Raw genomic sequence first — 12,309 nt, forward strand, 5'->3', positions numbered from 1 at the left:
TGGCTTATTGTAATTTAACTATAAATCAAATAAGCTGTTGGGCTTATGCGTATAGCTATTATAGGAACCGGTCTATCAGGATTAGCCACAGGGTGGTTTTTGCTAAAAAAATTTTCCTGCAAGCCAAGACTTAATATAACTTTTTTTGATCCTTTAGGAGTGGGAGGAGGGGCCTCCGGAGTAGCTGCTGGGTTGCTGCACCCTTATGTGGGTGCTACCGCTAAGCTTAATCGTTATGGACTAGAAGGTTTTGAGGCCACAGAGAAGCTGCTAAAAGTTGCCTCTGAAAAAATGGGCAGGCCAGTGGCAAGTTATAATGGATTTTTGCGGGTAGCTCTTTCCCTTCAACAGAAAAAGGATTTTCAGCGTTCAGCTTTTCAGTATGATGACTTGCTATGGCTAGAAGCAAAGGAAGCTCAGCAAAAAATTTCAGGACTGTCTTTTCATCCAGCAATCTTCATTAAAAGGTGCATGGCAGTAGATTGCTCTCTTTATTTGGAGGGACTATGGAAAGCCTGCAAGGAAGAAGGAGCCCTGCTTGAAAGAGAGGAAGTAGAAACACTCGATGAATTGAAAGCTTTTGACCATATCGTGTTAGCTGCGGGTGCCTTCGTTAATAGGTTGCTAACCTTGACAAAGCTGCCTGTGACCGAAGTTAAAGGCCAGGTTATTGATATTGTGTGGCCTAAGCGTTTGGAACCTTTACCCTGTCCTTTAAGCTCACAAGCCTACCTAATTATGAATAAGGAAAAAAATAGCTGCACATTAGGGGCGACTTATGAACGTGGCTTTCAATCAGCGCAGGCCAACTTAAAAATGGCTGCAGCAGAAATTATGCCTAAAGCCCTGGCTTTATTGCCTGCATTAGAAGGTGCGCCAGTGCTAAACTGCAGGGCAGGGGTGCGTGCTTCTACGCCTGGTCACATGCCTATCCTACAAAAAGTAGGAGCAAATGTTTGGGTAATTACCGGCATGGGATCCAAAGGCCTTCTATATCATGCTTTATATGCTGAAAAGCTAGTCGATATGATGAAAGAAAGGCAATCATCTTATTCTTTTTAATTATCAACGTTATATATGGCTGGCTTCTCTCAAATTGTTCTAAGAGGCTGGAAGTGGTTTATAAACCTACTCTCACAGGCTCGGCTAGCTTTCTAGCAGTTTTTTTATTCATCTTTTAAAACTTTTCATGGGTAGCTTAATACAAAGTTAGGCACTTATAAAGAAGTTTTTTGGGAACCTCTTATCATTAAAACATGAGCCTCAGCTGCAAAATTAAAGAAAAAAATTACAGCAGGCGTAAGGACTGCAGTGAAAGGTATCATGGTAAAAAACCATTGAAGGATTGCATGTAAAGGGTGATGGCATGAAAAACATACTGATCCTGTCATCCAAGCGGCTAAAATTAGCAAACCCGCAAGGCACCATAGAGGAAAGGTAGCTATTAGGGATAAGATAATATTACTAAATAGATCACCTCTCATTCTTTTAGATAATATGTCAGCAACTTGTATGCGATTTAAGCCTTTCAAAGCAATCACGGGGGTAACAAAAAAGAGAATTGCCAGGCTCAATATGCATAGAAGCAGAGTACCTAAATTAATTAAAAAGGGACCAAAAGCCAAAATAGCGCTGAAGAAGGGGCCTACTGCAGGAATCTCCTCTAGTAAAAAAAAGAAACCCAAAAGCATCCACAGCAATAGATAGCTTAAAATAATAGGGATGCAAAAATAAGAAGCTCCAATCATGATCTCCCATGATTTAGCTAATATCTCTGTGTAACTGGCCTGCTTTTTTTTTATTTCATCATGATAAATGCGAATAAGAACAATCCCTGTGGAAAGTAAAAATCCTGCACAAAGAAAAATAGGTAAAAAAGTTAGACTCATCATCAGCCATTCATTAGCTCCTAAAGCTAGGCCACGAAAAAACACTACTAAGACACCACATAATGCTAAAATGGTAAAGACTAGTAGAAATTTTTTCTTATTAAGAGAGAGGGCTAACGCTCTATTAAACATTAATTGTAAGTCATCGAATGTCATAATTGTTTTTTATCTCATTTCGAGGTTTGAAAAAAAATATTTAGTTCTTACGGTAAGAATATCTTTGCTTTTAGGGCCTTCCCCCTATTCATAAAAAACTAGAGCTCAAATGCAATTTTATTCACATGCTTATCAAAAGAGCTAGTACTTCATAAGAAATCAACTCAAGAAGGTCTATATTACTTTATGTTGATAGCTATATAAGCTAATCTCTAAACAGGCCTGAAGTTATCTCGAGTTAAAATTCACTCATCTTCTAAGCTCCTAGCTGATGTGTAAATGGGCACCTATCTTATCTTTCACAAAAGTGCGCTCTTCAATTAGCTCGCTTTCCGAGGCCATAATCTTACTTCTTATCCACTCATGCCAAGGAAGATCTTTTACGATCTCATATGTTTTATCTTCCTTGGTACGACAAGGAAAGGAAAAAACTAGGTTTTCTTGAATCCCATAAGGGTTATGGTTGCTAATCACTCCTGAGGAATACCACTCTCCTGGAGGGGTAGGGTTGATGATAGCTTTCATGGCATCAATAGCTGCATGGGCTGCTGAAGCTGCGGATGATTTTCCTCTGGCTGCAATAATTTTAGACCCTCTTTCTTGTACTCCGCTCATGAAATCATTTTCCAGCCAATGCTGGCTTATCGGAAAATTTATCAAAGGTTTATTTTTTATATGCACATGAGTAAAGTCAGGCACTTGCGTAGAAGAATGGTTGCCCCATATCACGACTCTTGTTACCTCATGGCTATTAACATTTGCTTTTTTTGCTAATAAGCTTACGGCACGATTTTGATCCAAACGCATCATCGCATGAAAATTTTGCGGGGGAATCCGCGGAGCATGGCTAAGAGCAATTAAACAATTAGTATTACAGGGATTTCCCACGACCAACACAATGGCATGCGGATTGGCGGACTTATTTAATGCTCGACCTTGCTCAACAAAAAATTTGCCATTTTCATTGAGCAAATCCTTTCTTTCCATGGCAGGACCGCGTGGTTTGGCACCTACTAGGAAGGCATAATCTATCTCTTTGAAGACCTCATCGGGATTGCTTCCAATAATTATTTCTTTTAAAAGGGGAAAAGCACAATCTTCAAGCTCCATAGCTACACTTTGGAGAATGGGCATGGCTTCAGGAATTTCTAAAAGATGCAATCCTATGGGCTGAGTAGCGCCTAGTAAGTCGCCATTGGCTAGACGGAATAAGAGGCTATAAGCGATTTGCCCTGCTCCGCCTGTGACAGCAATACGTTTCAGAGGTTGAGGCATAAAAATTCTTCTTTCTTGCTATTAAAGGATAAGGGAATTCTAAAAGTAAAGTTCAATTTTGGTTAAGCTAAAGTTATAGAGCCAAGGGAAACTTAAAAAAACTTAGGGCTAGAAATTTACCTACGCAATTTAAGAAAAATTCTATCTTTGTTACTTTTTTTGGTTAAAGATAGTTCCGAAGTTGCCATTTCTCCACCATAAGTACAATCAATAATGGCTTTTTTCTCTAAAATTTTCGCTAATGCGCTCAATTCTTTGGAAGAAATTTTTTATAAGGGGAAAAAACTTGTAAAGCTCCGGCAGTCAATCCATCAATCATTGAAGATTTTATGGTTTCTTTTAAAAAAGAGTGCCTAGGTGTTTATATATAAATCTATTTTTGCCATGCAGCTATTCTAAGGCGCCTTTAGCTTCTAAAAGTTGAATGATCTGCTCGTAATTTATCCGATTTTTTTCCGATAAATACTCTTTTGTCCAGCGTAAAGCTGTAGTGCCCCTGTAATCTTTGGCATTGATATCTGTAGTTTTATCTACCAAAATTTTTACCAACTCTACATTCCCATACTTTGCCGCATAGTGCAGGGGTAACCTTAAGTTCCTATCAGAGATGTTGGCATCCGCCTCTTGCTCTAATAAAAATTGGGCAATTTCTAGATGATTTCCTTGTACAGCATAACTTAAGGAGGTGCTTTCGCTATCATCTCTCGCATTAATGTGAGGGGTTGCTTCTATCAAAGCTCTAATAACTGGCAAATGCCCTCCCATAGCGGCATAATGTAGAGGTAAAGCTTTAGATTGGTCAGCTTCATTAGCATCTGCACCGTGTTTTAACAAGTAATTAACTATCTCAATTTTGCCGCCCTCAGCTGCCAAGCTTAAAGCTGTTTGATCCTTATCTCCTTCTTTGGCATTCAAATTATGAGTCAGAGGAAGTAAAATTTTAACAGTAGATAAAGAGCCTTTCTCAACAGCATGGTGCAAAGGTAGCTTCCCATGATCATCTTCTTTGTTAACATCTCCTCCTAATTTGAGTAAGGCTTTAATATCTTTTTTCTTTCCGTAGCGGCAAGCAAATCTTAATGCTAAAGTTAAGACTTTTTCCCGCTCGTAGGCCTTATCAATTTTTGAAAGTAGGATTTTAACGATAGCTACATGTCCTTTCTTAGCTGCCCAAATGATAGGCAGCTCATTATTTTTGTCCTTAATAGCAGGGTTAGAATCTTGAGTTAATAAATATTTTACTGCTGCTACTTCTCCTACTTCTGCAGCACAACTTAAAGGGGTGCGCTTGTCATCATTTAAAGCATCAATATTTTTAGTAGGATCTACTAGGATCTTGACAACCTGCAAATGTCCAGCTTGGGCAGCAAGGTGCAAAGGTAGATTGCCCTCTCTATTGGTACTATTTGCATCGGCCCCTTGTTCTAGTAAATAGCTGACCACCTCTTTTTTTCCAGTTCTAGCAGATAAAAGCAAGGCTTGGCTCAAAATCTCTCTGAATGGGCTGGTGCCTTGATTGCACAAAGCTTTAACAATATCTAAATGCCCTGCCTGAGCGGCTAGCTCTAAAGCACAATGAAAATGTTGATCTTTCAGTTGCGGATCAGCACCTTTTTGCAATAAATATTTAACAATATGTAATTTCCCAGCTTCAGCGGCTACACTTAACGCCGTGCGCTGAGAGGTGGGGCTTTTTTCATTAACGGGATGAATAAGAAGTAGGCTTTCGACCTTGCCTAGATCTCCTCTTTTTGCGGCCAGGTGTAAAGGAGGGAGTTCCTCTTCATTTAAATTAATTTCCTCCGTTTCTGGCAACAAGATGCTATCTGTTTTGCCTAGAGAGCTAACCCGGGAGGAAATATCATTTTCGCTTGTAGAGGTCAACTCTTTCTTAGGGCTGCTCAGATTCTCGGCGGCCGCTCTATTAACATGTTCAACATTTATCGGCTTAAAAGTAATTTGGCGGGCAGCGTATTGCACTGCATTAGCCTGCTCTTGAAGCCTAGGTTTTGTAGATATTTTAGCAGCAGAAAATTTTTTCACTAAAGTGCGAAAAGAGAAGACAGCGATGGGCACAGCTAAGGGTAGAAGAGGGAGGGCCACTAAGGTGATTAAGGCGGTAAGGCTACCCACCCATAGCTTTGATTTACTATTAAGAATGCTAAAATCTCGAAGAGCATGATGCTGAGAAGAACAAGGGTTAATTAAGGAAAAAAAATTTGATACTTTCATTGCTAGCAATCCCTGTAAAATTTTACTACTAATAATATATCATCCTACTGTTTTTTTATATTAAATTTTTAAAAGAAGGGCAATCATAGCTTTAATACATGTTGAATCGTAAAAGACAAGGAAAATTTACCTATCTTATGAGACACTCAATCTAGACAAAAAAAATTATTGTCTATATAAGTTTAGGTAGTTAGCTATAGCCATCTTCTTCTTAAAGCACTAAATGCTTGTGGGAACCTGAAATTGTTTCTATCTTTATAAACTATCCCTTATCATATTATTTCTGATAAAAAAGTACCTTCTGTAAATCAATGACTTCTCTTAATATTATTGAAATTTTTCGTAGCATTCAAGGGGAAACAAGCTTAGCCGGGCTACCTACGACTTTCATACGCTTGGCGGCCTGTAATCTTCGCTGCTCATGGTGTGATACTACCTATTCATTTGGACGGGGGGTCTCTTATACCTTAGAAAGTATTTTTTCAAAGGTAGCTTCTTTTGGCTGTCAATATGTTTGCGTGACGGGAGGAGAACCACTTTTGCAGGCTAACGTCCTCCCTTTAATGGAGCAATTATGCCAGGCAGGATATATCGTCAGCCTAGAAACTGGAGGTTCTCTGTCTACCCAAAAGGTGAATGCAAATGTACGCATCATTCTAGACATTAAATGCCCTGGAAGCCAGATGAGCAATAAAAACCTTTGGGATAACCTTGCCCATTTGCGCTTTCATGACCAGATAAAATTTGTGATCAGCAATCGGGAAGATTACGATTATGCTAAGGCGGTCTGTAACCAACATCAATTATTTAAGAAAGTCAGTGAGATATTGTTTTCGCCTGTATTTGAGGTATTGCCTTCCCAAACCTTAGTCAATTGGATATTAGAAGATCAGCTAGCCGTGCGCTTAAATTTGCAAATTCATAAATTTATATGGCCTCCCTATACTAAAGGCGTTTAAAGATGAAAAGAGCTATCGTTTTATTGAGCGGGGGATTAGATTCAACAGTTATATTAGCTCTTGCTCTGGCACAAGGGAGGGAATGTTATGCTTTGAGTTTTGACTATGGTCAAAGGCATCGTATAGAGCTTACGCACGCCAGTAAGATTGCCAGATACTATCAAGTTAAACATAGTATTGTCCAAATTGACTCAAGTGTATTTAAATCTTCTTCTTTAGTGTCCGATCTAGCGGTACCAAAAAATCGATCAAAAGAAGATATAGGCTCAGGGCAAACCCCCAATACCTATGTGCCAGCACGTAACACTCTTTTTCTAGCTTATGCTATGGGGCAAGCTGAAATACTAGCTGCTCAGGAAATTTATTTAGGAGCTAATGCATTAGATGCTCCCTCCTATCCCGACTGTACACCTAGCTACATTCAAGCTTTTCAGCAGGTTTTAAATGTGGGCACTAAGCAAGCTGCTGAAGGAAGCTCGCCTCAGCTTTTAACACCTTTAATCCAGTGGGATAAAGCTGAAATTATTCGCCAGGGCTTCGCATTAGACGTGCCTATACACATGACTTTTAGCTGCTACGATCCGACGCCTCAGCAAAAGCCTTGTGGGCAATGCGATGCATGCATCTTAAGGGCCTATGGATTTGCAGCAGCCAAAGGGTAAATTTTCTCTTAAATAACAGGCTATTAAAAAGCTTATAAAGCTTTTATCTATCATTGACATAAGAAAAGAGAAGGAGCTGATCTATTGCAGAAGAATCCCAACAGCTTGCCATCTTAAGGTATTTTATAAAAAATTTGCTGACTTCCTTACCTATGATCTAAATTTTAATTTTCAAAGCAAAATTTGGGCGTAAGAAAAGAGCGGATGTAGTTTCAAAAGGATAAAAATTTTCTTATATAAGGGAGTTGTTTGGTAGCAATGAAATTTTAATTTACCCTCTAAGAGAGCTATAAAAGGCGAAGGCTGAATTTTTCTATTGCTTACGGAAAGGAGGAGAAGGAAGAAGCTAGGAAAAGGCTTATATGGATAGCCAAAATTTAAGCCTATTCATGTAGAAAAAGCTGCAGCAGCTGCATAGACAAGGGATTAATGAGAGGACGATTTTGATGAACAAAGGTGGATAGATGATTCTGTTTTATCCATAAAACTTCTGTATGTTCATCATCATGGCTAAGTTCTTTCTTAGGTACCGCAGGATCTAAAAGGATTTTTGCACAGATTTCATAAGCATGAGAGTGAGTATCTACAATTAAATAAGAGGGAAGAATATGATGAATCATTGCTTCTTCAATTCCTGCTTCTTCCTTAAGTTCAATTTTTAGTTGTTTGATAATATCCACATGCCCCTCGTTTAAGGCGGAGGGGTCTATCCCTCCAGCGGGCATTAGCTCAAGATAGTTGGGATAATCGGTAACATGTTCTGCGCGCTTACCCATGAGAATTTCATTGCCTGCTAAAGTATAACCACACACACAAATGGGTTTAAGATGAAGTTCATGGATTAGAGTAGGATCGCGTACTTGAGCAAGATAAAGTTTATATTCTACAAAACGCCCGTAAAGATGTTTTCCGTCAAAATGATCTGCACAAAGAATTTTCCCATTAAAAAGTTTTCCTTGGGTACGAAGAAGCTCTTTTTCCCAAATTTCTTCAATAGAGAAGAATGTAGAGGGATTGACTTTTCTGGGGGGTTGGATACGGCTAATGTGAACTTTAAAAGAGGGGGAGAGGGGAAAGATATTAAAGTCTTGCATAAGCTTCCTTAAAACAAAGGGTAAGGTCTTTCCAGCTATCTGTAGTCATCGCACCCGAAGGAATGGAAACAAGATAAGGATTGCGTATAGCTATAGTGGGAATATGAGCATTTAAAGCGGCTAAAATGCCTGCCCTAGAGTCTTCAATAGCTAACACTTGGTCTGCTAGAAGAGAACTCGTTTTTAAGGCATGTAAATAGATTTCTGGATCTGGCTTAGTTTTCTTTACATTCTCTTTGGTAACGATGAAAGCAAAGTAGTCCTTTATTTCTAGTGCTTCTATACAGCTTGCAATTAATGGATAAGCCGATGATGTTACTAAGCCCATTTTAATCTTTTTATGCTGGCAAAGGTCTAAAAATTCTCTTGCTCCTGGAATAAGCTTGCCTTCGTGTTTATAAGCATCTGCCAGGCCCTGCTGATAAAGAGAAATTAAGGCATGTTTTTTTCCCGGCAATCGATAGCGTTCCATTAAAATAGGTACAAACTCTTCAAGAGAGGGGCCCATAAGAGTTTTAAACTCTTCAAGAGAGCCTTCCTGGTCAAATATTTTTAAAAAGGAAAGATAGTGCTTAAAAAGGAAAGGAATAGTGTCGACTAACGTACCATCAAAATCAATCAATACTCCTTTCAAGTGCCGAAAATTCGCCGATAAGTTCATTCCCAATCTCCCCATTGAATACCGTCTCCTAAAGGAATAAAACGAGCTGCTTTTTTACCTTCTATTTGCTGAAGATACTTAGGATGGATACCGAGGATTTGCTTTCCAGGCCTTAGAATATCTATATTGACGCCTTCTTGTAACACTTGTCCTAAGGAGATGGGGCATAAAGTTTGCACTCCTCTACGAGCAAAACGGCGCAATTCTTGTTCGGAAGGATGAATTGTTTTAACCCATGATCCTTGCATTTGCTCGGCCAGCCGTACAGCACGCACCATTTCTTTTAATTCCTGAGGGTTTAAAGCAAATGCATGGTCAGGGCCTGGCAAGCGTCGATCCAGGGTAAAGTGTTTTTCTATAGCTTTAGCCCCTAGCGCCACGGCTTGGATAGGAGCTACCCTAGCATCACGGCTATGATCTGAAAGGCCTACAGAACATTTAAAACGTTCTTTTAACCAGAGGATTGAGCGTAGGTGCATGCTATCTGCTTCAGCCGGGTATTTGGCCGTGCATTGCAATAAGGTTAGTTCTTTTCCTCCATAGGCAAAAAAAGCTTCCACCGCCCAAGCTATTTCATTTTCAGTAGCGGCCCCTGTTGAAATAAATGTCGGCTTAGCACTTTGGGCGATCGACTCAAGCAAACGTATATGCCCAATCTCATAAGAAGCAATTTTATGTCTTCTAACATAGGGATCAATGGAAAGAAAATCTTCTATGGAAAAAGCTGTGGCCATAAATTCAATGCCACTTGCTTGGCAATATTCGGCTAGCTGAGGAATCATTTCATAAGGCATCGCCAAGTCAGCAAAAATTTCTTGCATTTCTTGCTTGATTCCTGTTGCAGCTAAATAATTACTTATGCCGGCGTTAGCGACGTAGACAGTCTCAGGGCGATAAATCTGAAATTTAACCGCATCAGCCCCTGCTTCGGCTGCGCTATCGATAAGCGTTTTAGCCATGTTTAAGTCTCTATCTAAAGTTCCCATGCGCCAGTTAGAACCTGCTTCAGCGATAATGAAAACAGACTTATTATTTATGAGGGGAGTCATGCGGGCCATATAACGGCAAATAGGTATATTTTCTTGAGTATCTTCTGCATGAAAAACCGTCTGCCCAAGACTTTCATAACCAGCAGAAATAAAAGCTTTTTGAGAAGCTATATTCTCGATTTTAATCTTTGCAAAAATATCATCAAACCCTTGCTGTTGCACCCATTTTTTAGTAACGATCAAAGCAGCTGTGCCTATCCCTTTATTGCGGTGCTCAGGCGCTACATTTAAAGAGACTTCTACGCAACGGCGTTCATGGGCATGCTCAGGGTGGGAAATGGGCTTGAATAAAAAGAAAGCAACGCGTTGGCCATCAAGCAGGATAAATAAAGGGGGCAGCGCTGGAGATAAAAAATATTCGTTGATAAATTCTTTATAGAAGTTATCCCATTTTTTAGCTTGCGAGTGGATAGACATACGCAATGTTTCAGAATCATTACGCCATTGCAGAATCTGGAAAGCATCTTCTTTAGTAGGTTTTACAATTTCGAATCCTATCTTATCAGCTTCCATTTTCACACCTTTTTTTGTTTTACATGGGCATTAATCTTTTTCCATTGCGGATGGGTTTTGAAGGCGTTCAAAATATCCGCTAGAGTAAAGTTTTTATTAGTAGGGTATATAGTTTCAAAGATTTTGCTGACTAGCAAAAAATCTTCTGGAGTATCAACAGTTAAGCGATAGTTGGCAGCCCCGCGCATGTGCACAAAATTGGCTAGATGGAAAAGATCAGGATGCTTATAAATGAAAGGAGTGACATGTTCAAGATCGAATTTACTGCTAGCTTTATGATAAGCATTTTCTAATGTAAAGAAATTGAAAGCTTCTACGTCCATACCTCTAGGAAAAGTGCGAAGTTGCGTGTTAGACACATAGTCAAGGCTAGCGCTTTTTTTAAGAAGGAGATTAAGGGCTTGATCGACGATCGCTGGATCGATTAAAGGACAGTCGCCTGTCAGCCGTACAATAATATCTGCAGGATATTCACAACAAGTTTTATAGTAACGATCAAGAACATTATGTTCATGACCTCTATAAATGTTAACTTTTTCTTTTTCACAAAACGAGGCAATTACATCATCTTGAGGATGAGTAGTTGTCGCTATAATGAGAGTATGCATGGCTTGGATGCGCCGCACTCTTTCAATGAGATAGCCCAAGAGAGGGCGCTGCATGATAGGTTGCAAGACCTTGCCGGGCAGGCGGGTAGATCCCATGCGGGCCTGAATGATAATGTTAATTTTTGGATTTTTCATGAGCTAAACCTAAAGTACGTTAACATTCTAAATCAAGTGTTATTTGCTCTTTAAAGTTTTTTATTGCGTAACATCATTCTTTTCCATCCTTCTGCTGTTAAAATCTTTTGATTTAAGGCAGAGGGCAGCATTTGCTTAGCTTCCCCTGCAGAAGATATATTTTTAGTTACAGATAAAGATGAAACACGATTTTCTTCGGGAGCAAGAGGAGATGAGGATTCTATCTTAAGCAGTGAAGGGAGGGGGAAAGAGTTAGCTTTATTATTGGCATTATTTGTAGTGGCCATATGAACCTCCTAGGGTTAATAGTGGATCACCATGCAATTTTGATGCCAAGCTAATCGAAAATAGGCGAAATAGTTAATACTTTTTCTTAAATTTTTGTCTTAAAGCCATTATTGAATTTCTTTAATTTAAGTCAATTATGTATATTCTAAAAGTATCTGCAAGGATATAAATAGGGCTTTTCTTTCGTTTTTTACTCCTATCGCTTTATTCATGGGACTTTAATCACGGGCGTTGGGCATGTTTAGATAAGTAGTAAAAAATCTTTAAGGGAACTAGCTCTATGGAATGTCTTGAAATTGGCTTGGGTAAAGGTTAATCATTTATGGAAAAAAAAGCGCTAACTTCAGGAAGGATGGTTTGTTTTGCTTTAATATTTGATAATCCTTATATCCTAAATGAAGAAGTTTAGATTGACAACCTGTGAGATTTAGAGGCTATATTAGGAAATAAGCCTTGATTGCCAGCAGCTTACTACCGATGCTCGTTATAGAAATGAAAAAGAAGAGTTTAATGTAGCTGATAAGCAGTTTTTAACATTCATTCACTTAAAAGAGAAGGATAGATGAAGATAAGCGCAACATTCTTCGCTTAGCAGGAATCGTGCAATCTTTACGCGGCATTGATCAAGATATAAAAAGATCTTTTTCGCGTCCTGAAGTTCAAGAATAGGTCTATCCGCATTTAAAGAGTCTGTTGTATTAGTTTTAGCTACGGTCGAGCGTATAGAGGCAAGGGATAAGTTGTTTACTTCAAGATGAAGAAAAGCCTGCAAATAAGCTTGTTAAAGA

At 39.1% G+C, this 12,309-nt stretch carries 12 protein-coding genes; 3 read left to right on the plus strand and 9 right to left on the minus strand.

Translation table 11 applies throughout. The features are described from left to right. Positions 1-45: 45 nt before the first annotated feature. Positions 46-1,062 (plus strand): NAD(P)/FAD-dependent oxidoreductase, encoded by a 1,017-nt coding sequence (locus NEOC95_RS09015; RefSeq protein WP_213152573.1) that lies wholly within the window; start codon positions 46-48, stop codon positions 1,060-1,062. Positions 1,063-1,217: 155 nt separating this feature from the next. Here NEOC95_RS09015 and NEOC95_RS09020 read toward each other — a convergent pair whose 3' ends face one another. The 3 genes from NEOC95_RS09020 to NEOC95_RS09030 all read right to left on the minus strand — a co-directional run bounded on the left by NEOC95_RS09020 (position 1,218) and on the right by NEOC95_RS09030 (position 5,552). Continuing rightward, positions 1,218-2,045, minus strand: coding sequence for a hypothetical protein (locus NEOC95_RS09020; protein ID WP_213152574.1), 828 nt, complete (start codon positions 2,043-2,045; stop codon positions 1,218-1,220). 264 nt (positions 2,046-2,309) lie between these two features. Then, complete coding sequence (locus NEOC95_RS09025) at positions 2,310-3,320, minus strand: malate dehydrogenase (protein WP_213152575.1); 1,011 nt, start codon at positions 3,318-3,320, stop codon at positions 2,310-2,312. Between the two features lie 390 nt (positions 3,321-3,710). Further along, entirely contained in the window at positions 3,711-5,552 is a 1,842-nt protein-coding gene (locus tag NEOC95_RS09030; protein WP_213152576.1) for an ankyrin repeat domain-containing protein, read from the minus strand. A 311-nt stretch (positions 5,553-5,863) separates the two neighbouring features. Between NEOC95_RS09030 and NEOC95_RS09035 the strand changes: the two genes are divergently transcribed. Together NEOC95_RS09035 and queC are read left to right on the plus strand one after the other, a co-directional pair. Next, entirely contained in the window at positions 5,864-6,511 is a 648-nt protein-coding gene (locus NEOC95_RS09035) for a radical SAM protein (RefSeq protein ID WP_166154101.1), read from the plus strand. Positions 6,512-6,513: 2 nt separating this feature from the next. Further along, on the plus strand, positions 6,514-7,173 hold the full coding sequence (queC, locus tag NEOC95_RS09040) for a 7-cyano-7-deazaguanine synthase QueC (protein ID WP_166154103.1): 660 nt from the start codon (positions 6,514-6,516) through the stop codon (positions 7,171-7,173). A 383-nt stretch (positions 7,174-7,556) separates the two neighbouring features. Here the strand turns inward: queC and NEOC95_RS09045 are convergent, their stop codons facing one another. The 6 genes from NEOC95_RS09045 to NEOC95_RS09070 form a co-directional block, all read right to left on the minus strand. Further along, positions 7,557-8,267, minus strand: coding sequence for an NUDIX hydrolase (locus tag NEOC95_RS09045; protein ID WP_213152577.1), 711 nt, complete (start codon positions 8,265-8,267; stop codon positions 7,557-7,559). After that, on the minus strand, positions 8,254-8,928 hold the full coding sequence (locus tag NEOC95_RS09050) for an HAD family hydrolase (RefSeq protein WP_213152578.1): 675 nt from the start codon (positions 8,926-8,928) through the stop codon (positions 8,254-8,256). Before NEOC95_RS09050 ends, NEOC95_RS09045 begins: the two co-directional genes overlap by 14 nt. Next, complete coding sequence (locus tag NEOC95_RS09055; protein WP_213152579.1) at positions 8,925-10,490, minus strand: GNAT family N-acetyltransferase; 1,566 nt, start codon at positions 10,488-10,490, stop codon at positions 8,925-8,927. Before NEOC95_RS09055 ends, NEOC95_RS09050 begins: the two co-directional genes overlap by 4 nt. A gap of 2 nt (positions 10,491-10,492) precedes the next feature. Beyond that, the gene (locus NEOC95_RS09060) at positions 10,493-11,233 is read right to left on the minus strand and encodes a cytidylyltransferase domain-containing protein (protein ID WP_166157131.1); all 741 of its coding nucleotides are present in this window, start codon (positions 11,231-11,233) and stop codon (positions 10,493-10,495) included. A 50-nt stretch (positions 11,234-11,283) separates the two neighbouring features. Beyond that, the gene (locus NEOC95_RS09065) at positions 11,284-11,520 is read right to left on the minus strand and encodes a hypothetical protein (protein ID WP_166157128.1); all 237 of its coding nucleotides are present in this window, start codon (positions 11,518-11,520) and stop codon (positions 11,284-11,286) included. Positions 11,521-12,062: 542 nt separating this feature from the next. After that, positions 12,063-12,293 carry a hypothetical protein gene (locus NEOC95_RS09070; RefSeq protein WP_213152580.1) on the minus strand — a complete coding sequence of 77 codons (231 nt, stop codon included), beginning with the start codon at positions 12,291-12,293 and terminating at the stop codon, positions 12,063-12,065. Positions 12,294-12,309 lie beyond the last annotated feature (16 nt).

It is taken from the genome of Neochlamydia sp. AcF95 (assembly GCF_018342455.1).
In the GTDB taxonomy this organism is placed as follows: Bacteria; Chlamydiota; Chlamydiia; order Chlamydiales; family Parachlamydiaceae; genus Neochlamydia.

Coding starts and splice junctions, on each gene's coding strand:
- NEOC95_RS09015 (WP_213152573.1), top strand. CDS start 46: ATGCGTATAGCTATTATAGGAACCGGTCTATCAGGATTAGCCACAGGG.
- NEOC95_RS09020 (WP_213152574.1), bottom strand. CDS start 2,045: ATGACATTCGATGACTTACAATTAATGTTTAATAGAGCGTTAGCCCTC.
- NEOC95_RS09025 (WP_213152575.1), bottom strand. CDS start 3,320: ATGCCTCAACCTCTGAAACGTATTGCTGTCACAGGCGGAGCAGGGCAA.
- NEOC95_RS09030 (WP_213152576.1), bottom strand. CDS start 5,552: ATGAAAGTATCAAATTTTTTTTCCTTAATTAACCCTTGTTCTTCTCAG.
- NEOC95_RS09035 (WP_166154101.1), top strand. CDS start 5,864: ATGACTTCTCTTAATATTATTGAAATTTTTCGTAGCATTCAAGGGGAA.
- queC (WP_166154103.1), top strand. CDS start 6,514: ATGAAAAGAGCTATCGTTTTATTGAGCGGGGGATTAGATTCAACAGTT.
- NEOC95_RS09045 (WP_213152577.1), bottom strand. CDS start 8,267: ATGCAAGACTTTAATATCTTTCCCCTCTCCCCCTCTTTTAAAGTTCAC.
- NEOC95_RS09050 (WP_213152578.1), bottom strand. CDS start 8,928: ATGAACTTATCGGCGAATTTTCGGCACTTGAAAGGAGTATTGATTGAT.
- NEOC95_RS09055 (WP_213152579.1), bottom strand. CDS start 10,490: ATGGAAGCTGATAAGATAGGATTCGAAATTGTAAAACCTACTAAAGAA.
- NEOC95_RS09060 (WP_166157131.1), bottom strand. CDS start 11,233: ATGAAAAATCCAAAAATTAACATTATCATTCAGGCCCGCATGGGATCT.
- NEOC95_RS09065 (WP_166157128.1), bottom strand. CDS start 11,520: ATGGCCACTACAAATAATGCCAATAATAAAGCTAACTCTTTCCCCCTC.